We start from the raw sequence: 23821 nt of genomic DNA on the forward strand, positions 1-23821 counted from the left end.
ACGACCCGGCGGATCGGGACGGAGGGCGACCCGGCGGTCCGTGGAACGGTGTCGGATCGGTCAGGTCAGGAGTGGCCCAGAGGCTCGTCGGAGGAGCCGTCGTCCACGGAACCGGCCAGGTCGGCCTCTCCCGCCTCCTCCTCGACGTCGTAGAGGTGGTCGTCGAGGATCGGCGAGGTGGGCACCACCTGGTGCGGCACCACGGTGGCCTCGGAGTGCGCGCCGCAGCCGTGGTCGGCGGCGACCACGCGGCCGTCGTCGGGAGCGTACTCGTTGGCGCAGACGCCGAAGCCGGTGCGCAGCGCACCGGCCAGCGGCCAGTAGAACCCGCAGGTGGAGCACTGGGCGGGAGCCGCGTGGGCGATCGGGGTGTGCGGGCCGGCCTCGCCGGAGTGCCAGCGCCGCACCGCGAGGTCGCGGCCGATCGGGGAGAGCACCCGGGCCCGGCCGAGGCCGTACTCGAAGATCATCTGGTGGTCGATCTCGCCGCCGGTCTCGTCACCGGTGGCGGTGAAGCCGGGAGCGAGCCGGTCGTCGTCCTCACCGGTGGGCAGCAGGTCGCCCACACCGAGGTCGCCGGGGCGCAGCCGCTCGCTCCACGGCACCCACTGCGGGGCCAGGAGAGCGCCGGGACCGGGCAGCAGCACGACCTCGCTGACCGTGACGTTGCGGGCCCGCGAGGCCCGCGCGACGGTGACGGCCCAGCGCCAGCCCCGGTAGGCGCGGTCCAGGCAGGCGAAATAGTGGGTGACCACCCGGTCGCCCTCGCCCTCGACCCCCAGGTGCTCGCCGATCTGATCCGGTCTGACGTTCTCCTCGATCGCGGAGCGGGCCAGATCGACGGCGGCGACGCAGGCCTGGTCGAGAGCTACAGCGCGAGATCGAGTACGGGTCACGTAATTCATTCTCGCCTATGCCCGGAGCGAACGGCACCGCGTACCGACTGACGCCCCCATATGTGATGGCCCGTCCCGATATCGAATGATCACCGGAGCCGCCCCGCCCCTCCTCCCCGTACCGGCCGGCGCCGCCCCTCCTCCCCGTACCGGCCGGCGCCGCCCCTCCTCCCCGTACCGGCCGGCGCCGCCCCTCCTCCCCGTACCGGCCGGCGCCGCCCCTCCTCCGCGCACCGGCCGGCCTCCCCGTCCGACGTGCCGCGTCGGACAGCGCGGCCGGCCGTCGGGTATGACTGGAGGCGTGGCAGCGGACTGGGAACGGGCACGGCGGACGGCGGGGGAGGCCTCCCGCCGCTTCGGCCGCGCCGCCGTGCGGGCGGGCCGGGCGACCGCGCGGGCGGCCCGGGATACGGGCCGGGTGACTGCGCGGGCGGCCCGGGGCACAGGCCGGGCGACCGCGCGCGCCGGGCGCGGCGCGGCGGACGCGACCCTGGGGGTCGGCAGGGCGGCGCGCCGGCTGACCCACGCCCAGGGGGCGGGCCGCACCGGACTGGGCCAGCTGATCGAGCTCACGGCCGCGCACAGCGCGGGCGACGCGCTGGTCACCGCGGCGCTGGCCGGCACGCTGTTCAAGCTCCCGGTCAACGAGGCCCGGGGCCAGGTCGCGCTCTACCTGCTGATCACCATGATCCCGTTCGTGGTGGTCGCGCCGTTCGTCGGCCCGGTCCTCGACCGGTTCCGCTCCGGCCGCCGCTTCGTCATGGCCGGCACGCTGTTCGGCCGGGGGCTGCTCTGCTTCGCCATGGCCGCGGCGGTCGTCCCCGGCGACGTCTTCACCATCTTCCCCGCGGCGCTGGCCGTGCTGGTGCTCTCCAAGGCCTACAACGTCTCCCGGGCCGCGATCATGCCGAGCGTGCTGCCCGCCGACATCGCGCTGGTCACCGCCAACGCCCGGGTCGCCCTGTTCGCCCTGGTCTCGGCGGGGGTCGCGGTGCCCGTCGGCGCGGGGGTCAGCGCCTGGCTCGGCGCCGAGTGGGTGCTGCGCGCGGCGACGGTGCTCTTCCTGCTCCAGGGCGTGCTGGCCGTACGGCTCCCCCGTCACGTCGACTCCCCCGACCTCGACGAGCTGCAGGAGGGCGAGGAGCGCCCGCCGCGCTGGCGGACCATGCTCAACGTCGGCCCGGTGGTCGCCGAGTCGATGCTGGCCAACGTGGCGATCCGGTTCCACTCCGGATTCCTGCTGTTCTACCTGCTCTTCCTGGTCCAGGAGAAGAAGCTGCCCGGTATGCCCCCGGCGGCGGCGATCGGCGTGCTGGCCCTGGCCGCCGGCGCGGGGGGCCTGGCCGGGGCCGGGGTGGCCTCGTGGGCGCGGAGCCACTCCCCGCAGGTCATCGTGCTGGCCACGCTCGCGCTGTCGGGAGCGGTCACGGTCGTGGCGGCCGTGGCGTTCGGCCTGTGGACCGCGGTGGCCGTCGCGCTGGCGGCCGCCTTCTCCCAGGGGCTGGGCAAGCTCGCGCTGGACGCGATCGTGCAGCGCGAGATCGGCGAGGAGATCCGCTCGTCCACCTTCGGCGTGGTCGAGGCGTTCCTGCAGATCTCCTGGGTGGTCGGCGGGCTGATCGGGCTGCTGCTCTCGCTGTTCGCCGCGGGGCCCGGCGGGCTGGCGGCGATGGCCGCGGTGCTGGCCGGTTCGCTCGGCTGGCTGGTCGTGCGGCGGCGCGCGCGCATCCGGGCCAGGGACGCGCGGGCGCGGGCCGCCCGTGCCGCCGCCCCGGACTCACCGCACGGCCCGGCGGGCCACGGCGATCCGGAGGAGGAGTCCGGCCCCGAGCCCGCGGCCCCGCCGTCCGGCCCGGACGCCACCCGGCGCGAAGCCGGGCCGGCCCGCCCGCGGAAGCCACCCGCGGGGACCACCACCGCGGTCGTACGGCGCGGCGAACCGCCCACCGAGCAGCGGACCAAACCCCTGACCAACCCTCACGGCTGAGCCGGGCGGCCGGCCAAGGCCCGGATCCCCGCCGGACCTCCCCGCCCGAGGGCTGGGGCGGGCGGCGAAGGCCCGGGTCCCCTCCGGACCTCCCCGCCCGGAAGCCCGGGGCGGGTGCCGAGGACGTCCTCCACCTGCGGACCCGGGCCGGAGGATCCCGTCGGCGCCCGGACGGGGAGCGGGTCAGACGTCCAGGTCGTCGGCCACCGCGCGGAGCACGGTCGCGATCTTCTTGGCGTGCGCGGCGTCCGGGTGCTTGCCCCGCTGGTAGGACGTGGAGACCGCGTCGAGGAGCTTGATCAGGTCCTCGACGATGACCACCATCTCGTCGGGCTTCTTGCGCTTGCCCTTCGGTTTGGCGCTCCTGTCGAGTGCCGGAGGCTGGTCGATCACCCGGACCGAGAGCGCCTGCTGGCCGCGGCGCCCTTCGGCCACTCCGAACTCGACCTTCTGGCCCGGTTTGAGGGAGTCCACGCCGCCGGGCAGCGCGGAGGAATGCACGAAGACCTCACCGCCGTCGTCGCGGGTGAGGAAGCCGAAACCCTTGTCGGCGTCGTACCACTTGACCTTGCCACTCGGCACAGGGGTGACCTCGTTCAGACTGTGGTGTAGGGGATGGAAGTAGGTTATGCCCATAGGCCGCTCAGAGCGACCGTGTAAAAAGGGACGAATCAACCGACCGCGGCGGCGCTCCGCCACCCGTCGAACCACCCGGCAAACTCCGTCAGATCGCCCAGCACGACGTCGGCTCCGTACTCGCGCAGTTCCCCCGCCCGGTAGGGGCCCGTCGCCACCGCCACGCTGACGGCGCCTCCCGCCCGCGCCGCCTCGATGTCGGCGACGTGGTCCCCGACGTAGGCGCCCGCGCCGAACGCCGCGAGGGCCGGGCCCTTGGCCGCGCCGAACACCGAGCCGGCGACCTCGTCGACGTCCAGGCCGAGGAACTCCACGGTCCGCACCGCGTCCCCGGCGTTCTTGCCGGTGACCACGACGATCCGGCCGCCCGCGCGCCGTACGGCCGTGACGGCCTCCCGGGCGCCGGGCAGCGGGGTGGTGGCGGGGACGGCGATCGAGGGGTAGAGGGAGCGGAAGATCGCGGCGGCGGCGGGGATCTCGTCCGCCGGGAGCCAGTTGGCCAGCTCCAGCTCCAGCGGGGGCCCCAGCCGCGCGACCACCGCGGCGCTGTCGATGGGCACCCCGATCCGCAGCGACAGCTCGTCGTAGACGGCGGCGATCCCCGCCCGGGTGTCCGCGAGCGTCATGTCCAGGTCGAATCCCACCGAGTGCATGCCCCGCAGCATGCCAAAGCAGGGCAACCCACAGGTAATCCGGTCTCCGCCGTCCCGCACGGCCGGGCCCCTCGCTGTACGCCGCGGCGGCCGCTGTGGAACCCTTTACGAAAGGAGTCGCTTACTCCCCCGGCCGACGCGTCCGCCGGTGCGCGCCGGCGCACCCGGGCCCGCCGGTCTCGTCCGGTGAGCCGCACCCTGACGGGCCGCGACTGGATAGGGTCATGACGGAGGTATCGGCAGACAAATGACCAGATCGACGCGCGAGCGGATCATCGACGAGGCCCTGCGCCTGTTCGCCGAACGGGGCTACTCGGCGACCTCGGTCGCCGAGATCGAGGCCGCCTCCGGGCTGTCCCCCGGCGCCGGAGGGCTCTACCGGCACTTCAAGTCGAAGTACGAGGTGCTCGCCGCGGCGATGAACGAGCACGCCGCCCGGACCAGCACGCAGATCGCCGAGACCCTGGCCGAGATGAGCACCGTCGAGGCGGACCTGCCCATCGAGGAGCGCCTGGCCCACCTGTGCCGGTCGGGACTGGCCAAGGTGCGCGAGGAGAGCGAGCTGACGCGCGTCTTCTTCCGCGACCTCAGCCAGTTCCCCGAGCTGGTCGCGGTGGTGCGCGAGGGCCTGCTGCAGCCCATGTTCGACGCGATCACCACGTGGTTCCGGGCCCAGCCCGAGTACGCCGGGGCCGACCTCGACTGGCCCGCGATCGGAGCGGTGCTGGGCGGCGCGGTCATCCACTACCGCCTGTTCCAGGAGACCGTGGGCGAGCCCCCCGGCCGCGCCGAGAAGGACCGCTTCGTCGACTCCTGGGTACGGCTCGCGCTCGGCCTCATGCCGAGTCCCGCCGTGCAGGCGATCGGCTAGACCCGGCCGCCGGTTCCGTGCAGGCCCGCGCCTCGGGCCCGTACCGGTCCGCGCGTTGTCGGTGAGGACTCCTAGCATGGTGGGAATGAGCACGGAGTTCACCAAGTGGCTGCGCGGCCGGAGCGACGAGCAGCTGCGGGAGCTCGTCGCCCTGCGCCCCGAACTCATCACCCCCGTCCCCGCCCACGTCGAGGGGCTGGCGGGGCGGGCGAGCAGCCCGTCGGCGGTCGGCCGGGTGCTCGACCGGCTCGACCGCTTCACCTTCGCGGTCGTGGAGACGCTCGCCGTGCTCCCCTCCCCGGTCTCCTACCGGCCGCTCCGCGCCAGACTGGCCCGCGCGCTGGCCGGACCGGCGGACTCCGTCTTCGAGGCCAGGTTCAGGGAGACCGTCGACCGGCTGCGGACGCTGGCCCTGGTCTACGGGCCCGACCGCGCCCTGGCCCCGGCCCCCGGCGTGCGGGAGGTCCTGGACGGCCCCGCGGGCCTGGGCCCGCCGGCCCGGGAGGCGTTCCGGCACTACCACCGGGAGCGCCTGGCCGAGCTGGTCGAGGACCTCGGCGGGAGCGGCGACACCGCGGAGGCCCTCGGCACGCTGCTGGCCGATCCGGAGGTCGTCGCCCGGCTGGTCGGAGAGGTCTCCCCGCAGGCCCGGTCCGCCCTCGACGAGCTCGCCTGGGGCCCGGCCAGCGGCCGGGTGGCCAACGCCCGCCGCGAGGTGCGGGCCGCCACCGCCCTGTCGCCGATCGAGCAGCTGCTCGCCCGGGCGCTGCTCTGCGCGACCGGGGAGGAGTCCGTCGTGCTGCCGCGCGAGGTCGGGCTGTTCCTCCGCGGCGACCGGGTCCACCGTAATCTCCGCCCCGTCCCGCCGCCGCTGGAGGGCGCCGAGCGCAAGCGCGATCTCACCGACCGGACGGCCGCCGGGCAGGCGTTCGCGTTCACCCGCGCGGTGGAGGAGCTCTGCGAGCGGTGGAGCGCCGAGCCCCCCGGCGTGCTCCGCGGCGGGGGCCTGGCCGTGCGCGACCTGAAGCGCGCCGCGGCCCTGCTCGACCTGCCCGACTGGGCGGCCGGCCTGGTCATCGAGGTGGCGCACGCCGCCGGCCTGGTGGCGGCGAGCGGCGCGGTCGACGGCGACTGGATGCCCACCCCCGTCTACGACGGCTGGCGGGTGCGCGCCACCGAGGAGCGCTGGGTAACGCTGGCGTCGACCTGGCTCGCCACGGACCGCGTGCCGGGGGTGATCGGTGACCGCGACGAGCGTGACCGGCTGCTCAACGCGCTCCACCCCGATCTGCGCCGCGCCGCCGCGCCGGAGGTCCGCGCGGCCGTGCTCGGCGTCCTGGCCGCGGCCGGGGACGCCGCGACCGCGCCGCTGGCGCCGACCCTCGACTCGGTCCGGGAGCGCCTGGCCTGGGAGCAGCCGCGCCGCCGCGGCCCCCACCGCGACCGGCTGGTGGAGTTCACCCTGCGCGAGGCCGAGCAGATCGGGGTCACCGGTCTCGGCGCCCTCGCCCGACACGGCCGCGCCCTGCTGCCCGCCCAGGCCGGCGGCGACGCCCCGAGGCGGGCCGAGACCGGCCCGGGGGCGGTCGCCGGGACGGGGACCGGCGCGGGAGCGGCCGCCGGGCTGCTGGCCCCGCTGCTGCCCGTGCCGCTCGACCACGTGCTGCTCCAGGCCGACCTGACCGCGGTGGCGCCCGGCCCGCTCACCGGCGAGCTGGGCCGCTGGCTGGCGCTCGCCGCCGACGTGGAGTCCACCGGCGGCGCGACGGTCTACCGGTTCGGCGAGCACTCGATCCGGCGGGCGCTGGACGCCGGGCAGGGCGCCGACGAGATGCTGGCCATGCTGGAGCGGCACTCGACCACGCCGGTCCCGCAGCCGCTCAGCTACCTGGTCACCGACGTGGCCCGCCGCCACGGCCGCATGCGGGTCGGCACGGCCAGCTCCTACATCCGCTGCGACGACCCCTCCGCGCTCGACGAGGTGATGGCCGACCGGCGCGCCGCCCCGCTGCGGTTGCGCCGCCTGGCGCCCACCGTGATCGCGTCCAAGACCGCCCGGGCGACCCTGGTCGACTCGCTGCGCGCGATGGGTTACGCCCCGGTGGCCGAGTCCCTGGAGGGTGACGTGATCATCACCCGGCTGGACGTGCGCAGGACCGAGGGCCCGCCGCAGCTCCGTGCCCCGGTCACGGCCGTCGGCCCGGACGCCGAGGTGATCACGGCCGCCGTCCGCGCGGTGCGGGCCGGGGACGCCGCCCACCGGGCCCGCCGCAAGCCCGCGGCCGCCCCCGACGGGCAGGTGCCCCGCTCCCCCGCGACCGCCACGATCGGCGCCCTGCGCGAGGCCATCCGGCAGGGGTCGCAGGTCTGGATCGGCTACCTCGACTCGCAAGGCAACGCCACCAGCCGCATCCTCGAACCCGCCCGCATGGAGGGCGGCTACCTCACCGCCTACGACGAGACCCGGGCCGCGGTCCACCGCTTCGCCCTGCACCGCATCACCGGGGTGGCCGACATCCAGCCGTAGGCCGGGTCCGGGCGCCGGGCCGCGACCCGCCGCCCGGCCTCGATCCGGACCCCGCCCCCGGCGGGGGGCAGGTGTCCGTCCCGGCATCTTTGTGACCGTTCCGTCCGGGTCGTGATATCTGTTGACGTAGACCGTTCTTAGAGGTGAGGCGAGTTCCCCCGTGAGCAGTGGCACCCCCGAAGGCCCCAGTCCGAACCCGGACGACTGGAAGAGCCCCTACAGCACGGGCCCCGGCCGGACCTCGGGGTACGGCGGGCAGCCCTCCGGTCACGACCCGCACCGGCAGGGCCACGGCACGCCCTACGACCCCTACGGCCAGACCGCCCATGGGCAGGGCCACGGCTCCCAGGCGTACGGCTCCCCCGGCTACGACCCGGGCCACGGCTCCCAGGCGTACGACCCGGGTTACGGGGCCCAGGACTACGGAGCTCAGGACTACGCGACTCAGGGTTACGGGGCTCAAGGTTACGGGGCTCAGGGTTACGGGGCCACGGCGTACGACCCCGGCTACGGGGCCCAGGGCTACGCCTCCCCGGGTTACGGCGGCCCGTACGGCCCCCGGCCGCAGCAGAACGTCGACGGCGTCAGGACGCACGCGATCGTCGCGCTCGTCATCAGCATCACGCTGGCGATGAGCTGTTTCATCAGCCTCGGCGGCATCATCGGAACGATCCTGTCGGGGATCGCGCTCGGCAGGGTCGAGACCGACACCGCCTACGCCAGGAAGCTGCTCAAGTGGACCTGGATCGGCATCGGCGCCAACTTCGGGCTGCTCCTGCTGGGTCTGGTCGCCCTGTTCGCCACGGCCGCCGGAGCCTAGTCCGGCCGTTTCGGGACTGCGGGGGCGTCATCCGGCGTTGGATAGGCGGTAGCCGTACACGAGGGAGAAGTCTGTGGCCGACGGCCCGCTGATCGTCCAGTCCGACAAGACGCTTCTACTGGAAGTCGACCATGAGCAGGCCGACGCGTGCCGGAAGGCGATCGCGCCGTTCGCCGAGCTGGAGCGCGCGCCCGAGCACGTGCACACCTACCGGGTGACCCCGCTGGCGCTGTGGAACGCGCGGGCCGCGGGCCACGACGCCGAGCAGGTGATCGACGCGCTGATCACCCACAGCCGCTACCCGGTGCCGCACGCGCTGCTGGTGGACATCGCCGAGACCATGGCGCGCTACGGCCGGCTCCGGCTGGAGAAGCACCCCGTGCACGGGCTCGTCCTGACCAGCACCGACCGCGCGGTGCTGGAGGAGGTGCTGCGCTCCAAGAAGATCCAGCCGCTGCTGGGCGAGCGGCTGGACGGCGCCGACGGCGGTTCGGTGGCGGTCCACCCGAGCGAGCGCGGCAACATCAAGCAGCTCCTGCTCAAGCTGGGCTGGCCGGCCGAGGACCTCGCCGGCTACGTCGACGGCGAGCACCACCCGATCACACTGGCCGAGGACGGCTGGGAACTGCGCTCGTACCAGCGGGAGGCGGCCGAGGCGTTCTGGCACGGCGGCTCGGGCGTGGTCGTGCTGCCCTGCGGCGCGGGGAAGACGATCGTGGGCGCGGCGGCGATGGCGCACGCCAAGGCCACCACGCTGATCCTGGTGACGAACACGGTCTCGGCGCACCAGTGGAAGCAGGAGCTCATCAAGCGGACGTCGCTGACCGAGGACGAGATCGGCGAGTACACCGGGACCAAGAAGGAGATCCGCCCGGTCACCATCGCCACCTATCAGGTGATGACGACGCGGCGGCAGGGCGCCTACCGCCACCTGGAGCTGTTCGACGCCCGCGACTGGGGGCTGGTCATCTACGACGAGGTGCACCTGCTGCCCGCGCCGATCTTCCGGATGACCGCCGACCTGCAGGCCAGGCGGCGGGTCGGGCTGACCGCGACGCTGGTGCGCGAGGACGGCCGGGAGGGCGACGTGTTCTCGCTGATCGGCCCCAAGCGCTACGACGCGCCGTGGAAGGACATGGAGAACCAGGGCTGGATCGCCCCGGCGGACTGCGTCGAGGTCCGGGTGACGCTCACCGACGACGAGCGGCTCGCCTACGCGATGGCCGACGCCGAGGAGCGCTACCGGTTCTGCGCCACCACGCCGTCCAAGACCCGGGTGACCGAGGCGCTGGTGAACCGGCACCCGGACGAGCAGGTGCTGGTCATCGGGCAGTACATCGACCAGCTCGACGAGCTCGGCGAGCACCTGGGCGCTCCGGTGATCAAGGGGGACACCAAGGTCAAGGAGCGGGAGCGGCTCTTCCAGGCCTTCCGCGACCGGGAGATCCGGGTCCTGGTGGTGTCCAAGGTCGCCAACTTCTCCATCGACCTGCCGGAGGCGTCGGTGGCCGTCCAGGTGTCGGGGACGTTCGGCTCACGCCAGGAGGAGGCCCAGCGGCTCGGCCGGGTGCTGCGGCCCAAGTCGGGCGGGGGCGGGGCCAGGTTCTACTCGGTGGTCAGCCGGGACACCGTCGACCAGGAGTTCGCCGCGCACCGGCAGAGGTTCCTGGCCGAGCAGGGGTACGCCTACCAGATCATCGACGCGGACGACGTGCTCGCCGGCGACTGAGATCGCGCCGGCGAGCACCGCATGGCCTCTGTCAGATCCACGAGAGCCCGCGGGTCTTCGACAAAGGAACCACCCCCTCCTCGGACCGCGACAAACAGTGGCGGCATACCCCGTATTCTGCATGCTCCACCAGATTTGCCTACCTTTTTGGCGCCCCGCAAAGAAATGACGGATGGTCACCGAATAGTCACCTACCGCTCATTTCCCCGGTGAAGCACGCGCCTTTTCGCGAATCCCGTTCGGCTGCGGCGGCACCCGGCTGAGCGGCCGGGTCCCCGCACCGCACCGGGCCTCTCCGGTGCGCGGAGAGGCCGTGTCGCCGCGCGTGGCGGCGTGCCGTCCGGTCTCCCGGGCACGGAAACAATCCTTTTGAGCGCCGTCCGGCCCCTCGGTAAGCTAGTCGATTCGCTGCCTGATGACCACCACCTCCGTTTACGAATGCGAGGCGATTTCCGCATGCCCACCGAACGACTGCTCTCCGGTACGGACGACGGTCCGCCCCCGGACGACCCGCCCTCCGCCCCAGGCCCCTCCCCGGACCGTCCACCCTCTCCCGGGCCCTCCGGCGAGGCGGCCGACGAGGCGTCCGCGGCCCGGATCCTCGCCGCCGAGCGCGAGCACCTGGCCGTCTCCCGGGCCGCCCTGCGCGCGATGCGCGAGCACGCGCAGTCCCTGTCCTCGGACGCCGCCGGAGACTGGGTCTCCCAGCAGATCCTGCAGGCGCTGCTGGACCAGCGGGTGGCCGCGCTCGCCGACCACTCCGGCACCCCCCTCTTCTTCGGCCGGCTCGACCGCTCCGTCGCCGACGACCTGCCGGGCACCGTCCACGTCGGGCGCCGGCACGTCCACGACGACCGCAGCCGTCCCCTGGTCGTCGACTGGCGGGCCCCGATCTCCCGGGCGTTCTACCAGGCCAGCCCGTCCGACCCGATGGGCGTCTCGCGCCGCCGCCGGTTCGGCTACCACGGCGGCGAGCTCACCGCCTTCGAGGACGAACGGCTCGACCAGGGGGAGGTGCTCCGCCAGTCGAAGATCCTCACCGAGGAGATCGAACGGCCCCGCTCCGGCCCGATGCGCGACATCGTCGCGACCATCCAGCCCGACCAGGACGAGATCGTCCGCTCCGCGCTGACCCGGACGGTGTGCGTCCAGGGCGCCCCCGGCACCGGGAAGACCGCCGTCGGCCTGCACCGCGCCGCCTACCTGCTCTTCACCCACCGGGAGAAGCTCGCCCGGTCCGGAGTGATGATCGTCGGGCCCAACCGGGCCTTCCTGTCCTACATCTCCTCGGTGCTCCCCGCCCTGGGCGAGGTCAAGGTCGACCAGACCACGGTCGCCGGGATGCTCGGCGACCACGCCGCCCCGGAGGACCCCGCGGTGGCCGCGGTCAAGGGCGACGCCCGGATGGTGCCGGTGCTGCGGCGGGCGCTCTGGGCGCACATCGTCAAGCCTGCCGAGGGCCTGCTGTACACCCGGGGGATCAACCGCTACCGGGTGGCCGACCACGAGGTCCGCGAGATCGTCGCCGCCCTGCGCGGCACCACCCGCTACAACCCCGGCCGCGCGACCCTCGCCCAGCGCCTGGCCCACCTGGTGCTGGTCCGGATGGAGCAGCGCGGCGAGTCCCCCGACGACCGGGTGCAGGACGCCGTCGCCCGCTCCAAGCCGGTCAAGCAGCTGGTGGAGCAGGTCTGGCCCAAGCTCACCCCCCAGCAGGTCCTGCACCGGCTGCTGAGCGACCCCGCGTTCCTGGCCGCCTCCGCCAGGGACGACCTCACCCCTGGCGAGCAGGCCGCGCTGCTGTGGCCCAGACCGCCCAAGTCGTTCCGCTCGGCGAAGTGGTCGGCGGCCGACAGCGCGCTGCTGGACGAGCTCGGCGACCTGATGGAGCGCACCCCGTCCCTCGGCCACCTGGTCGTGGACGAGGCCCAGGACCTGTCGGCGATGCAGCTGCGCGCCCTGGGGCGGCGGTGCCGTACGGGGTCGGCCACCGTCCTGGGCGACCTCGCCCAGGGCACCACCCCGTGGTCGGCGCGCTCCTGGACCGAGGTCCTGCACCACCTCGGCTTCCCGCCGGGCGACGGGCAGGACGGCGGCGGGGGCGCGGTGACCGAGCTGACCCTGGGCTTCCGCGTGCCCCGCGAGGTCCTGGACTACGCCGCCCGCCTGCTGCCCTCGGTCGCCCCCGGCCTGGCCGCGCCCCGGTCGCTCCGTCCCGGCGCGGGCTCCCTGTCCGTACGGCACTCGCCCGACCCGGCCGCATCCCTGGCGGAGGCGGCCGCGCAGGCGCTCTCCCGGGAGGGCTCGATCGGCGTCATCGTCGCCGACGCCGGGGTCTCCGCCGCCTCCGAGGCGCTGTCCGGGTTCGACCACCGCGTGCTGGCGCCCGACTCCGTCGAGGAGCACCGCCTCCTGGTCGTCCCCGCGAGCCTGGCCAAGGGCCTGGAGTACGACCACGTCATCGTGGTCGAGCCGGCCGACATCGTGGAGGCCGAGCCCCGCGGGCTGGCCAGGCTGTACGTGGTGCTGACCCGCGCGGTCACCTCCCTGACGGTGCTGTACGCCAGGGATCTCCCGCCCCAGCTGACCGGCTGACCGGCCGCGCGGAGGGGGCCGCGCGGGAGCCGGGAAAAGGAAAGGCGGCCGGGAAAAGGAAAGGGCCGGTCCCGTGCGGGACCGGCCTCTTCTTCGAGCAGGCGCCGGACTAGAAGTCCATGTCGCCGCCGCCCGGCATGCCGCCGGCCGGAGCGGGGTTCTTCTCGGGCTTCTCGGCGATGACGGCCTCGGTGGTGAGGAACAGCGCCGCGATGGACGCCGCGTTCTGCAGCGCGGAACGGGTCACCTTGGCCGGGTCGATGATGCCCGACTCGAACATGTTGACGTAGTCGCCGGTGGCGGCGTTCAGGCCCTCACCCGGGGTGAGGTTGCGCACCTTCTCCACCACGACGCCGCCCTCGAGGCCGGCGTTGACGGCGATCTGCTTCAGCGGCTCCTCGAGCGCCTTGCGGACGATCGCGGCGCCGGTGGCCTCGTCACCGAGCAGCTCGAGCTTGTCGAACGCCTTGGCGCCGGCCTGCAGCAGGGCCACGCCACCGCCGGGGACGATGCCCTCCTCGACGGCCGCCTTGGCGTTGCGCACGGCGTCCTCGATGCGGTGCTTGCGCTCCTTGAGCTCGACCTCGGTCGCCGCGCCGGCCTTGATGACGGCGACGCCGCCGGCCAGCTTGGCGAGGCGCTCCTGGAGCTTCTCGCGGTCGTAGTCGGAGTCGGTGTTCTCGATCTCGGCGCGGATCTGGTTGACCCGGCCGGCGATCTGCTCGGCGTCACCGGCACCGTCGACGATGGTGGTCTCGTCCTTGGTGATGATGACCTGGCGGGCGCGGCCGAGCTGCTCCAGCGCGGTGGACTCGAGCTTGAGGCCGAGGTCCTCGCTGATGACCTGGGCGCCGGTCAGGACGCCGATGTCGCCCAGCATCGCCTTGCGGCGGTCGCCGAAGCCCGGGGCCTTGACGGCGACCGAGCGGAACAGGCCGCGGATCTTGTTGACGACCAGGGTGGCCAGGGCCTCGCCCTCGACGTCCTCGGCGATGATCAGCAGCGGCTTGCCGGCCTGCACGACCTTGTCGAGGACCGGGAGCAGGTCCTTGTTGGCGGACACCTTGGAGTTGACGACGAGGATGTAGGGGTCGTCGAGGACGGCCTCCATACGCTCCGGGTCGGTCACGAAGTAGGGCGAGATGTAACCCTTGTCGAAGCGCATGCCCTCGGTGAGCTCGAGCTCCAGACCGAAGGTGTTGCTCTCCTCGACGGTGATGACGCCTTCCTTGCCGACCTTGTCCATCGCCTCGGCGATCATCTCGCCGATCTGCGGGTCGCCCGCGGAGATGGAGGCCGTGGAGGCGATCTGCGCCTTCGTCTCCACGTCCTTGGCCAGCTTGGAGAGCTCCTCGCTGACGCGCTCGACGGCGGCCTCGATGCCCTTCTTCAGGGCCATCGGGTTGGCGCCGGCGGCGACGTTGCGCAGGCCCTCGCGGACCAGCGCCTGGGCGAGCACGGTGGCGGTGGTGGTGCCGTCACCCGCGACGTCGTCGGTCTTCTTGGCGACTTCCTTGACGAGCTCGGCCCCGATCTTCTCCCACGGGTCCTCGAGCTCGATCTCCTTGGCGATGGAGACACCGTCGTTGGTGATCGTGGGGGCGCCCCACTTCTTCTCCAGAACGACGTTACGGCCCTTGGGGCCGAGGGTCACCTTCACGGCGTCCGCGAGCTGGTTCATACCACGCTCGAGACCGCGCCGGGCGTCCTCGTCAAACGCGATCATCTTGGCTGCCATACGGCTAGACCTCCCAAACACAGGGTGGCGTGCACCGGATCGAGCCGACGCCCGCGACGGCATGTGGACCCGCGACTCCGTTCGGCGGGTCCCATCGTCTCGATCCAGGGTTGGCACTCTCAAACAGAGAGTGCCAACGAACTGTTTAGCACTCTACCCTGCCGAGTGCAAGCTACGCCCCGCTGAGCTGGGCTCCGCCCAGAGCGAAGCCCCGGATGCGGGAACGCGAAGGCCCGGCCCTCCGGAGCCTCCGGCGGGCCGGGCCGACATGTGGGGGATCCGCGCGGACCGCACTGCCGCGGGAGTCCCGGCCGTCTCCGGCGCATCCGCCGGCCGACCGCCTCAGACGGTCCGGACGGCCTCCGCCTGCGGGCCCTTCTGCCCCTGGGTGATCTCGAACTCGACCCGCTGGCCTTGCTCGAGCGCACGATAGCCGTCCATCAGGATCGCGGAGTAATGGACGAAAACATCCTTACCACCGTCTACCGCGATGAAGCCGTAGCCCTTGTCCGCGTTGAACCATTTGACGGTGCCCTGCGCCACTTCCGACTCCTCTTACCGGCCCTGAAGACCACGCCCATTCCACTCGCGAAGCCTTCGATCTCCGCGGCGAAGGCCTCGCCCGCATCGATCGTTCTCGACCATACCTGTGGGACACCGTAGGGCAACAGAGTCAAGCCACTAATCATCCGTTTACCGGAGCCTTTGGCGGGAGAACAAGCTTTTGCCCTCGCGCCGTTTAGTTCAATATTGCATTATTTCCTCACGTCCCAGATATGAACGGGCGCCACAAAGCACGACACCCGCACGCGGCCGGAGCGGCGTACGGGTGTCATAGGGGCGCCGAGGGCGCCCGGAGCGGCCTGGACGGCCCGAGGGGATCAGCCCCCGGCGACCGCCGGGATGATGGAGATCTGGACCCCGGACGGTGTGGCGGTCTCGAGGTTGTCCGCGAAACGGACGTCCTCTTCTCCCACATAAACGTTGACAAAACGTCGGATCTTGCCCGTTTCATCGAGAATCCGGGCACCGATGCCGGGGAAGTCCGCGTCGAGCTTCTCCAGGACCTCCCGCAGGGTCGCCCCCTCTCCGCTCACCTCGGCGGCGCCATTGGTGTACGTGCGAAGAATCGTCGGAATCCGCACAGAAACGCTCATAGTCCAGTACCTTTCAGGAGTTCTCAGGCGAGGGCGGCACGGAATGCGTCAAGAGACGGCCGGATGACCGCGGTGGGCCGGGCGTGGTCGGCCACCGCGTCGAGGGTCTTGAGCCCCTCCCCGGTGTTGAGGACGACCGTCTCGGCGTCGGGGTCGAGCCTGCCCTCGGCGACCAGCTTGCGGAGCACGCCGACGGTGACGCCGCCCGCGGTCTCGGCGAAGACGCCCTCGGTGCGGGCCAGCAGCCTGATCGCGTCGACGATCTCGGCGTCCGTGACGTCCTCCACCGCGCCGCCGGTGCGCCGGGCGATGTCCAGGACGTACGGGCCGTCGGCCGGGTTGCCGATCGCCAGCGACTTGGCGATGGTGTCCGGCTTGACCGGGCGGATCACGTCGTGGCCGGCCTTGTAGGCCGCCGAGACGGGCGAGCACCCCTCGGCCTGCGCGGCGAAGATCTTGTACGGCCGGTCCTCGACGAGACCGAGGGTCACCAGCTCCTTGAACCCCTTGTCGATCTTCGTCAGCTGGGAGCCGGAGGCCACCGGGACGATGATCTGCTCGGGGAGCCGCCAGCCGAGCTGCTCGGCGATCTCGTAGGCCAGCGTCTTGGAGCCCTCCGCGTAGTACGGGCGGAGGTTGACGTTGACGAAGCCCCACCGGTCGCCCAGCTCGTCGCCGATGAGCTCCGAGCAGAAGCGGTTCACGTCGTCGTAGCTGCCGTCGATGGCCACCAGGCGCCCGCCGTACACCGAGGCCATGACGATCTTGGCCTGCTCCAGGTCGGAGGGGATGAACACGCAGGCGTCCAGTCCGGCGCGCGCGGCGGCCGCGGTGACCGCGCCCGCGAGGTTGCCGGTGGAGGAGCAGGACAGGGTGTGGAAACCGAAGTTGCGGGCCGCCTCGACCGCGATGGCCACCACGCGGTCCTTGAAGGAGTGCGTGGGGTTGCCCGAGTCGTCCTTCACGTGCAGGGAGCGCAGGCCCAGCTCGCGGGCGAGGTTGTCGGCCTTGACCAGCTTGGTCCAGCCGGGGGCCATGTTTCGCTTGGCGGTCACGTCCGCCGGGACGGGGAGCAGCGCGCGGTAGCGCCAGATGTTCGCCGGCCCCGCCGCGATCTGCTCGCGGGTGACCCGGGGGAACTCGTAGGCGATCTCGAGGGGGCCGAAACACTCGGTACAGGCGAAGTCCGGACCGAGGGGGGAGCGCGCCCCGCACTCGCGGCAGGAGAGCGCGACGGCCGGACCGAAGTCAAGGGAGGTGGTGGTGGTTTCAGTGCTTGCAAGCGCCATGAAGCGAGGCCTTTCCCTCATCTTCGTCTGCGACCACCTTGGTCACAGACCGGAATTGGCACCTGTCCCGGCCGACCTCGTCAGATCACGAGTCTTGAACCGGGAGGGTTGCCGGGGCTTCGCAGGGCCGGTCCCTCCACCCCTCTGGATGAGCAATATTCAGTTGTCGAACCTGATGAGCAGGTTGCAAGCACTCTACCCCGGCCGCTCACCGCTCTGACCATCCATCTCACTTTCCGAGACGGCGTGTGTCGACCGGCGGACACCAGGGGCGGGCGCACCCGGCCGGGTCAGAAGCCGTAGGCGTCGCCCAGCGCGTTCTGGACGTACTTGCGCGCCTGGTGGATGCGGGACTTGGCGGTGCCCAGCGGGATGCCGAGCTGCTCGGCCACCTCGTTGTAGTCGAGCTGGCAGATGTCGCGCAGCACCAATGCCTGGGCCAGCTCGGGCTTGTCGGCCTCCAGCGCCTCCATCACGTCGAGCAGGTCCAGCCGGGACCCGGCGATCACGCTCACCCGGGCCACGTCGGGCTTCTGCAGCGGCAGCTCGTCGGAGCTCTGCTCGGCCGCCCGGCGCTTCAGCGAGCGGTAGGTCGTCCGGGCGCAGTTGGCCGTCACGATGTGCAGCCAGGTGGTGAACCGGGCCCGGCCCTCGAAGCGGCCGATGTTGCGCGCCACCGCCAGCAGGGTGTCCTGGCACGCCTCCTCGGCGTCCTGCCGGTAGGGCAGGATCCGCCCGCAGTGCCGCAGCACGTCGGGCTCGATCCGCTTGAGCAGTTCGCCCAGCGCGCGGTGGTCGCCCTGGGCGGCCGCGCGGGCCAGTGCCTCGGTCGTCTCGTCCAGCGCCATCCGAGCCCCCATCAGCGATCACGGTCGCTGGACATCCTATGGGCGGGGGCAATGTTTGGTTAACCTCTGGGGCAAGCGTGCCCCGGGGCGGACCGACCGGCCGCCGTCCGCAGTAGGCAGGAGACGAGGGGCATGTCCTAGACGAGGAAGAACAGATGAACACGATCCTGGTGGCGTCCAATCGTGGTCCCGTCTCGTTCACCGTTTCGGAGGACGGCTCCCTGTGCATGCGCAGGGGCGGCGGCGGGCTGGTGTCCGGCCTGTCCGAGGTGGCCAAGGAGCTGGACATGCTCTGGGTCTGCGCCGCGCTCTCCGACGGCGACCGCGGCGCCGTACGGCTGGCGCCCGGCGGCCGCATCGACCAGGCCGGCTACGACACCGGCGCGCTGCGCATGCTGGACATCCCGCCGGCGACGTTCCACCGGGCCTACAACGCGGTGGCCAACTCCACGCTCTGGTTCGTCCACCACCTGCTCTACGACACCGCCAACACCCCGCACTTCGACGCGCGCTTCCGCCGGGAATGGGAGTCCTACCAGTCCTACAACGCCGCGTTCGCCGTGGCGCTGGCCGAGGAGGCCGCGCACGGCGCGCAGGTGCTGGTCCAGGACTACCACCTCAGCCTGACCCCGGCGATGCTCCGGGTCGACCGGCCCGACCTGCGCATCGCGCACTTCTCGCACACCCCGTGGGCCCCTCCCGAGTACTTCGCCCTGCTCCCCGACGACGTCGCCGTCGAGCTGCTGGAGGGCGTCCTGGGCGCCGACCACGCCGGCTTCCTGACCACGCGCTGGGCGGGTGCGTTCATGGACTGCTGCGAGGCGGTCCTCGGCGCCGAGATCGACCGCGCCGGCCACACCGTCTCCCACGCCGGCCGTACCACCCGGATCGGCGTGCACCCGCTGGGCGTGGACGGCGAGGCGCTGTGGGCCAGGGCGGGCGAGCCCGACGTCGAGTCGCACATGGCGGCCCTGCGCGACCAGGTCGGCGGCCGGAAGCTGATCGTCAGGATCGACCGGACCGAGCTGTCCAAGAACATCGTCCGGGGGCTGGCCGCCTACCGCGAGTTCCTGGCCGCCCATCCGGAGTGGCACGGCCGCGTCGTGCACCTGGCCTTCGCCTACCCGTCCCGGCACGACCTGCCCGAGTACCGGGAGTACACCGCGGCGGTGCAGCGCTGCGCCAAGGAGATCGAGGACGAGTACGCCACCGAGGACTGGGACCCGCTCATCCTCAACGTGAACGACGACTACCCGCGTTCCCTGGCCGCCTACCGGCTGGCCGACGTGCTCCTGGTCAACCCCATCCGCGACGGCATGAACCTGGTGGCCAAGGAGGGCCCCATCCTCTCCCCCGCCGGCGCGCTGGTCCTGTCTCGGGAGGCGGGCGCGGCGGTCGAACTGGGTCCGGACGCCCTGGTGATCAACCCCTACGACGTCTCGGCCACGGCCGAGGCCCTGCACCGAGGGCTGGTGATGCCCGAGGAGGAGCGCAGGCGGCGAGGCGCCCGGCTGGCCGCCGCGGCCGCCGCGCTCCCCCCGCACCTGTGGTTCGCCGAGCAGCTGGCGGCCCTCGGCTGGTCACCCGACCAGGTGAGGTAGTTTCGGTGGGCAAATCGCCTTCCGTCCGCTGGGGGAACATCGGTGACCGCGATCACGTCCGTCCGATTGGTCCGTGACCGCGCCACCTGGCTCATCTACCTCCAGCTCGGCGTCTTCGCCACCTACCTGTACGGCCTCAGCGCGGTCCTGCCGCTGCTCCGCCTCGACCTGGAGATCACCCAGGCCGTCGCCGGGCTGCACGGCACCGCGATGGCCGCGGGCGCCGTCCTGACCGGGCTCGCGCTGCCCCGGCTGACCCGCGCGATCGGCCGCCCGGCCGTCGCCTGGACCGGTCTGGCCGGGATGAACGCCGGCGTGCTGCTGGTGCTGTTCGGCGGCGTCCTGCCGGTCACCCTCCTCGGGTACGCCGTCGCCGGCGGAATGGCCTCGATCATGCTCTACTCGGGCATGGCCGTGCTCAGCGACCACCACGGCCCGGCGGGTCCCGCGGCGATCAGCGAGGCCAACGCGGTGTGCGTGACCGTCGGCATCGCGGTGCCGTTCCTGGTCAGCCTCGCCGCGCAGAGCGCGCTCGGCTGGCGGGCCGCGCTGCTGGCCACCCCGGTCGCGAGCGCCCTGCTCGTGCTGGCCATGGGCCGCGTCCGGATCCCCGAGGCCGGACGTGGCGGGACCGCCGGGGACGGCGCGGTCGCCGCGGCCCGGGAACGGTCCGGGGGCCGGTTCGGCGGGCGGTCCGGCGGGCACGACGGCGCCGGTGCCGCCGGGGACGGCGCGGCCCCGGCGGGTGGGGAGCGGTTCGGCGGGCGGTTCTACCTGGCCGGCGCGGTGCTGTTCTGCTGCGTCGCGATGGAGTTCTGCTTCAACCTGTGGGCGGCGAAGCTGGTCTCCGACCAGACGGGGCTGTCGGCGGCGGTGGCGGCGACCGCGCTGACCGCGTTCACCGCCGGCATGGCCGCCGGTCGCTGGGGCGGCGCCTGGCTGGCCCTGCGGATCGCGCCCACCTCCCTGTTCATCGGCGCGCTCGCGCTCACCGGCGCGGGCTGGGCGATCTTCTGGGTGAGCGGGGACCCCGTCGTGTCCTACCTGGGCCTGGTCCTGTCCGGGATCGGCGTCTCGCTGCACTTCCCGCTGGCGCTCTCGCGCGTGCTCGCCGCCTCCGGCGGCCTCCTGGACCGGGCCTCGGCCGTGGCCTCGGTCTTCTCCGGCCTGGCCATCGGCGCGGGACCGTTCGTGCTGGGCGCGCTGGCCGACGGGTTCGGCGCCCAGCGCGCCTTCCTCATGGTCCCCGTGCTGATCGGCCTGGCCGTCGGCGGGATCCTGGCCGGCGGCCGGTAGACGACGCGGGACCGGCGGACGGCACCGGACCGGCAGAAGGCCCGGGGCCGGCGGACGACGCAGGGCGGGCAGACCGTGCGAGGGCGGCGGACGGCACCGGACCGGCAGAAGGCGCGGGACCGGCGGATGGCCGCGAGGCGGCCGAGGCCGTGCCCTCCGGCCCCGCTCGTTCCCCGTCCCCGTCCGGTCAGCTCCAGGTGGCGTTCTTCAGCACGTTCGCAAGACCGGGGGTGTTCCACACGTCCACCACCAGGATCTTCGAGGTCGGCAGGAACCACTCCCGCTGGGCGAAGGTCGCCGTCTGCCGCCCGCCCCGGTGCGTCACGCACCGGCCGAACCAGGAGACGTACTTCGCCTTGTGCCCGCGCCCGACCCGGCGCAGGCCGACCGCGGTGGGCTTGCCGATCACCTGGCCGGTCTTGGCGCTGAAGGGGCAGGACTGCACGTCACTCGCCGGATAGAAGGGCTGCTCGCCGGTGTAGGCGCCGAAGCCCTCGCGACCGTACTTGATCGCCTCCGGGCCGAGCACCCAGAAGCCCTTGCAACCGGGGGCGAAGTAGGCGGGCCGGTCGCACCGGCCCGTCTGCACCAGCATCCAGTCGCCCTGGCGGTGCACCTGCCAGCCGGAGGGGACCCGCAACCTCATCCCCCGGAAGGAGACGGTCCGGGTGCCCGCCGCCCCCGAGGCCACCGCTGCGGTCGCCGCACCCGGGATCCCCGGGGTCCCCGCGGCGGCCGAGGCGGTGACCGGGGCGGCGAACACGGTGACGCCGGCCAGCGCGGCGAGGACGAAAGATCGCTTTCTCATGCCGGGCAAGCTATCGGCCGCCACTTGCCGCCGACTTGACGACCGGTTGTGCCCGCTCCGGGCCATGACAGATCATGCCCGCTCCGGGCCGCGGCCGATCGTGCCCGTTCCGGGCCGCGGCCGATCATGTCCGCTCCGGGTCACAGGCGGCGCGCGGCGATCGCGTCGCTGATCGAGCCGAGCAGCTCGACGACCCCGGCGGGCCCGTCCACCACGATGTCGGCCTCCACGCTCAGTTCGGCCGACCCGCTGAACACCGTCACACCGGGCAGCCCGCAGGTCCGTACGGCCTCGAAGGCCGCCAGGTCGCCGAGGTCGTCCCCGGCGAACAGCACCGAGCGCGCCGAGCGCTCCCGCAGGAAGTCGCCCAGCGCCACCCCCTTGTCCGTCCCCGGCGGCCGGAGCTCCAGCACGAACTTGCCCGGCTCGACCGCCAGGCCCGTCTCCGCGGCCAGCTCCGCGACCGGACCGGCCAGCGCGTCGAACGCGGCCTGCGGTGACGCGGTCCGCCGGGTGTGCACGGCCACCGCCCGCCCCTTGTCCTCGATCCCGACCCCGGCGATCCCGGCGACCAGCGTGGGCAGCTCGGCTCTGACCGTGATCAGGCCGGGGTGGGGCGGCGGACTGGACAGCTCGCCGCCCTCCCAGCGTTCGAGGCCGTAGTGGCCGAGCACGACCAGGCCGGGCACTCCGGCCAGGGAGCCGTACTCGACGGCCGTGGCCGCCGGGCGGCCCGTGATGACGACCAGGGAGCCGACCAACCCGCCGAGTCTGGCCAACGCCTCCGGACCGGCCGGGTGGATCCTGGCCGACTCCGGGTCCGGCACGATCGGCGCGAGCGTGCCGTCGAAGTCGAGGCCGACCACCGCTCCGGCGGGGTCGGCCACGATCGCCTCCAGTGCTTCGATCATGCTTCGGTGCCCGTCCTGTCGAAGGTCATGCTTCGCCGTCCGTCCCGTCGAAGGTCGTGCTTCGGCGCCCGTCCTGTCGGGTCCCGTGCCCGCCGCGGAGCCCCGGAAGACGCCCGCCGCGGCGGGCCCGCCGGTGCCGCACCCGCGGATCACCGGTGCCGTACCCGCGGATCAGGGGCGCAAGCCCAGCCTCCGGGCGGCGCGGTCGCGTCTGCGGCTCTCGCGGAGCCGGCGCAGGCGTTTGACCAGCATCGGGTCGTGGGCGAGGGCCTCGGGTCGCTCGATGAGCTCGCTGAGCAGCTGGTAGTAACGGGTGGCGGACAGGTCGAAGGCCTCGCGGATGGCCTGCTCCTTGGCGCCCGCGTAACGCCACCACTGGCGTTCGAAGGCGAGCAGCTCCCGCTCCCTCTCGGTGAGGGCCCGCGCGGCAGCGCCCTGAGCGGCGTCCTGGGCAGCACTGTCACCGGGAATCGGCGCAGTGTCCATTGGTGTCCTCCTCGGTCGGGCGCGCGGTGACCGCACCGCGCGCACGCGGCCCGATGCCAGGATAGTCGGGAATTTCCGGCTGTTCATGGCAGATGGTCAGACGTACAGTCACCTGATGTGACCTCTGTCATCACCCTCCTCACCGACTACGGGCTGGAAGACGGCTACGCCGCCATGTGCCACGGCGTCATCGCCGGGATCGCGCCGGGCATCCGCATCATCGACGTGTGCCACCTCGTTCCCTCCGGCGACGTACGGCGCGGCGCGGCGATCCTGGCACAGACGGTTCCCTATCTCCCCCCGGGCATACATGTCGCCGTCATCGACCCCGGCGTCGGCGGCTCCCGCCGGGCCGTGGCGGTGGAGGCCGGCGACCACGTCTTCCTCGGCCCGGACAACGGGGTGCTCTCCTGGGCGGTCCACGCCGCCGGCGGTGCGCGGACGGCCCACCAGGTCACCCGGGCGGAGTTCTTCCTGGAACGGGTCTCGCCGACGTTCCAGGGACGCGACGTCTTCGCCCCCGTGGCCGCCCACCTGGCGACCGGCCGCACCCCGGCCGAGCTCGGGCCGGAGGTCCCGCCGGACAGGCTGGTCTCCCTGCCCGCCCCGACCTCCCTGCTCCGGGAGGACGCCGTGGAGGGCGAGGTGCTGTCGGTGGACCGCTACGGGAACGTCCAGCTCTCCATCAGCGCGGGCGATCTGGGCTCCCTGGGCGTCCGGGCGGGGAGCGTCCTGGCGGTCCGGCTCGGCAGGCGGCAGATCGCGGTGCCGTTCCGCGAGACGTTCGCCGCGGTCCCCCCGGGCGACCTGGTCGCCTTCACCGACTCGGCCGGGCTGGTCGCGTTGGCCGTGCACTCCGGCGATGCCTCGCAGCGCCTCGGTCTGCCGCCCGGAGCCCACGTGAGGCTCGCGCCGGCCTCCTGAACCCGGTGAGACCGGTGCCGGCCTCCTGAACCCTGATGACCCGCGCCGG

The 23821-nt window shown here is 73.0% G+C and carries 20 protein-coding genes and 1 riboswitch; of the genes, 9 read left to right on the forward strand and 11 right to left on the reverse strand.

The window, feature by feature from the left end:
- Window positions 1-65 precede the first annotated feature (65 nt).
- Window positions 66-896, reverse strand: coding sequence for a DUF3027 domain-containing protein (locus tag IEZ07_RS16510; protein WP_068902068.1), 831 nt, complete (start codon window positions 894-896; stop codon window positions 66-68).
- Window positions 897-1197: 301 nt separating this feature from the next.
- Here IEZ07_RS16510 and IEZ07_RS16515 point away from each other — a divergent pair, with 301 nt between their 5' ends.
- On the forward strand, window positions 1198-2883 hold the full coding sequence (locus IEZ07_RS16515) for an MFS transporter (protein WP_239320171.1): 1686 nt from the start codon (window positions 1198-1200) through the stop codon (window positions 2881-2883).
- Between the two features lie 183 nt (window positions 2884-3066).
- On the opposite strand, the gene IEZ07_RS16520 is transcribed toward IEZ07_RS16515, so the two are convergent.
- Both IEZ07_RS16520 and IEZ07_RS16525 read right to left on the reverse strand, forming a co-directional pair.
- Window positions 3067-3465 carry a cold-shock protein gene (locus IEZ07_RS16520; RefSeq protein ID WP_191895562.1) on the reverse strand — a complete coding sequence of 133 codons (399 nt, stop codon included), beginning with the start codon at window positions 3463-3465 and terminating at the stop codon, window positions 3067-3069.
- Between the two features lie 89 nt (window positions 3466-3554).
- Window positions 3555-4172, reverse strand: a complete 618-nt coding sequence (locus IEZ07_RS16525; protein ID WP_191895563.1) for an HAD family hydrolase — start codon at window positions 4170-4172, stop codon at window positions 3555-3557.
- Between the two features lie 247 nt (window positions 4173-4419).
- On the opposite strand from IEZ07_RS16525, the gene IEZ07_RS16530 reads away from it, so the two are divergent.
- From IEZ07_RS16530 to IEZ07_RS16550, 5 genes are all read left to right on the forward strand, one after another.
- Window positions 4420-5043 carry a TetR/AcrR family transcriptional regulator gene (locus tag IEZ07_RS16530; RefSeq protein ID WP_191895564.1) on the forward strand — a complete coding sequence of 208 codons (624 nt, stop codon included), beginning with the start codon at window positions 4420-4422 and terminating at the stop codon, window positions 5041-5043.
- An 85-nt stretch (window positions 5044-5128) separates the two neighbouring features.
- A complete protein-coding gene (locus IEZ07_RS16535) occupies window positions 5129-7570 on the forward strand; it encodes a helicase-associated domain-containing protein (protein WP_191895565.1) in 2442 nt (813 codons plus the stop codon).
- A 160-nt stretch (window positions 7571-7730) separates the two neighbouring features.
- The gene (locus IEZ07_RS16540; RefSeq protein WP_191895566.1) at window positions 7731-8390 is read left to right on the forward strand and encodes a chromosomal replication initiator protein DnaA; all 660 of its coding nucleotides are present in this window, start codon (window positions 7731-7733) and stop codon (window positions 8388-8390) included.
- Between the two features lie 73 nt (window positions 8391-8463).
- Entirely contained in the window at window positions 8464-10119 is a 1656-nt protein-coding gene (locus IEZ07_RS16545) for a DNA repair helicase XPB (protein WP_191895567.1), read from the forward strand.
- Between the two features lie 456 nt (window positions 10120-10575).
- On the forward strand, window positions 10576-12714 hold the full coding sequence (locus IEZ07_RS16550; RefSeq protein WP_191895568.1) for a HelD family protein: 2139 nt from the start codon (window positions 10576-10578) through the stop codon (window positions 12712-12714).
- A 109-nt stretch (window positions 12715-12823) separates the two neighbouring features.
- On the opposite strand, the gene groL is transcribed toward IEZ07_RS16550, so the two are convergent.
- The 5 genes from groL to IEZ07_RS16575 all read right to left on the reverse strand — a co-directional run bounded on the left by groL (window position 12824) and on the right by IEZ07_RS16575 (window position 17746).
- Entirely contained in the window at window positions 12824-14452 is a 1629-nt protein-coding gene (groL, locus tag IEZ07_RS16555; RefSeq protein WP_068902048.1) for a chaperonin GroEL, read from the reverse strand.
- A gap of 342 nt (window positions 14453-14794) precedes the next feature.
- Complete coding sequence (locus tag IEZ07_RS16560; RefSeq protein WP_068902046.1) at window positions 14795-14995, reverse strand: cold-shock protein; 201 nt, start codon at window positions 14993-14995, stop codon at window positions 14795-14797.
- A 338-nt stretch (window positions 14996-15333) separates the two neighbouring features.
- Window positions 15334-15609, reverse strand: a complete 276-nt coding sequence (locus IEZ07_RS16565; protein WP_068902043.1) for a MoaD/ThiS family protein — start codon at window positions 15607-15609, stop codon at window positions 15334-15336.
- A 23-nt stretch (window positions 15610-15632) separates the two neighbouring features.
- Window positions 15633-16898, reverse strand: a complete 1266-nt coding sequence (thrC, locus tag IEZ07_RS16570) for a threonine synthase (RefSeq protein WP_191895569.1) — start codon at window positions 16896-16898, stop codon at window positions 15633-15635.
- A 14-nt stretch (window positions 16899-16912) separates the two neighbouring features.
- Window positions 16913-17053: riboswitch (SAM riboswitch) on the reverse strand.
- 135 nt (window positions 17054-17188) lie between these two features.
- Window positions 17189-17746: an RNA polymerase sigma factor gene (locus IEZ07_RS16575; RefSeq protein ID WP_068902039.1), complete on the reverse strand. Its 558-nt coding sequence runs from the start codon at window positions 17744-17746 to the stop codon at window positions 17189-17191.
- 155 nt (window positions 17747-17901) lie between these two features.
- Between IEZ07_RS16575 and IEZ07_RS16580 the strand changes: the two genes are divergently transcribed.
- Window positions 17902-19347, forward strand: a complete 1446-nt coding sequence (locus IEZ07_RS16580; RefSeq protein ID WP_191895570.1) for an alpha,alpha-trehalose-phosphate synthase (UDP-forming) — start codon at window positions 17902-17904, stop codon at window positions 19345-19347.
- Between the two features lie 42 nt (window positions 19348-19389).
- Entirely contained in the window at window positions 19390-20643 is a 1254-nt protein-coding gene (locus IEZ07_RS16585; RefSeq protein WP_191895571.1) for an MFS transporter, read from the forward strand.
- A gap of 187 nt (window positions 20644-20830) precedes the next feature.
- Here the strand turns inward: IEZ07_RS16585 and IEZ07_RS16590 are convergent, their stop codons facing one another.
- From IEZ07_RS16590 to IEZ07_RS16600, 3 genes are all read right to left on the reverse strand, one after another.
- Complete coding sequence (locus tag IEZ07_RS16590) at window positions 20831-21451, reverse strand: hypothetical protein (protein ID WP_191895572.1); 621 nt, start codon at window positions 21449-21451, stop codon at window positions 20831-20833.
- A 140-nt stretch (window positions 21452-21591) separates the two neighbouring features.
- Window positions 21592-22362 carry a trehalose-phosphatase gene (gene otsB, locus IEZ07_RS16595; RefSeq protein WP_191895573.1) on the reverse strand — a complete coding sequence of 257 codons (771 nt, stop codon included), beginning with the start codon at window positions 22360-22362 and terminating at the stop codon, window positions 21592-21594.
- Between the two features lie 171 nt (window positions 22363-22533).
- Window positions 22534-22848 (reverse strand): DUF3263 domain-containing protein, encoded by a 315-nt coding sequence (locus tag IEZ07_RS16600; protein ID WP_068902028.1) that lies wholly within the window; start codon window positions 22846-22848, stop codon window positions 22534-22536.
- A gap of 117 nt (window positions 22849-22965) precedes the next feature.
- Here IEZ07_RS16600 and IEZ07_RS16605 point away from each other — a divergent pair, with 117 nt between their 5' ends.
- The gene (locus IEZ07_RS16605; protein WP_068902026.1) at window positions 22966-23772 is read left to right on the forward strand and encodes an SAM hydrolase/SAM-dependent halogenase family protein; all 807 of its coding nucleotides are present in this window, start codon (window positions 22966-22968) and stop codon (window positions 23770-23772) included.
- The last annotated feature ends 49 nt before the right edge of the window (window positions 23773-23821 follow it).

The sequence above is a fragment of the Planomonospora parontospora genome (genome assembly GCA_014647935.1).
GTDB lineage: Bacteria > Actinomycetota > Actinomycetes > Streptosporangiales > Streptosporangiaceae > Planomonospora > Planomonospora parontospora.

What these genes read in the sequence shown, in the direction of transcription:
- IEZ07_RS16525 (WP_191895563.1), bottom strand. Translation starts at nt 4,172, where the DNA reads ATGCACTCGGTGGGATTCGACCTGGACATGACGCTCGCGGACACCCGG.
- IEZ07_RS16530 (WP_191895564.1), top strand. Translation starts at nt 4,420, where the DNA reads ATGACCAGATCGACGCGCGAGCGGATCATCGACGAGGCCCTGCGCCTG.
- IEZ07_RS16535 (WP_191895565.1), top strand. Translation starts at nt 5,129, where the DNA reads ATGAGCACGGAGTTCACCAAGTGGCTGCGCGGCCGGAGCGACGAGCAG.
- IEZ07_RS16550 (WP_191895568.1), top strand. Translation starts at nt 10,576, where the DNA reads ATGCCCACCGAACGACTGCTCTCCGGTACGGACGACGGTCCGCCCCCG.
- groL (WP_068902048.1), bottom strand. Translation starts at nt 14,452, where the DNA reads ATGGCAGCCAAGATGATCGCGTTTGACGAGGACGCCCGGCGCGGTCTC.
- IEZ07_RS16565 (WP_068902043.1), bottom strand. Translation starts at nt 15,609, where the DNA reads ATGAGCGTTTCTGTGCGGATTCCGACGATTCTTCGCACGTACACCAAT.
- thrC (WP_191895569.1), bottom strand. Translation starts at nt 16,898, where the DNA reads ATGGCGCTTGCAAGCACTGAAACCACCACCACCTCCCTTGACTTCGGT.
- IEZ07_RS16575 (WP_068902039.1), bottom strand. Translation starts at nt 17,746, where the DNA reads ATGGCGCTGGACGAGACGACCGAGGCACTGGCCCGCGCGGCCGCCCAG.
- IEZ07_RS16580 (WP_191895570.1), top strand. Translation starts at nt 17,902, where the DNA reads ATGAACACGATCCTGGTGGCGTCCAATCGTGGTCCCGTCTCGTTCACC.
- IEZ07_RS16590 (WP_191895572.1), bottom strand. Translation starts at nt 21,451, where the DNA reads ATGAGAAAGCGATCTTTCGTCCTCGCCGCGCTGGCCGGCGTCACCGTG.
- otsB (WP_191895573.1), bottom strand. Translation starts at nt 22,362, where the DNA reads ATGATCGAAGCACTGGAGGCGATCGTGGCCGACCCCGCCGGAGCGGTG.
- IEZ07_RS16600 (WP_068902028.1), bottom strand. Translation starts at nt 22,848, where the DNA reads ATGGACACTGCGCCGATTCCCGGTGACAGTGCTGCCCAGGACGCCGCT.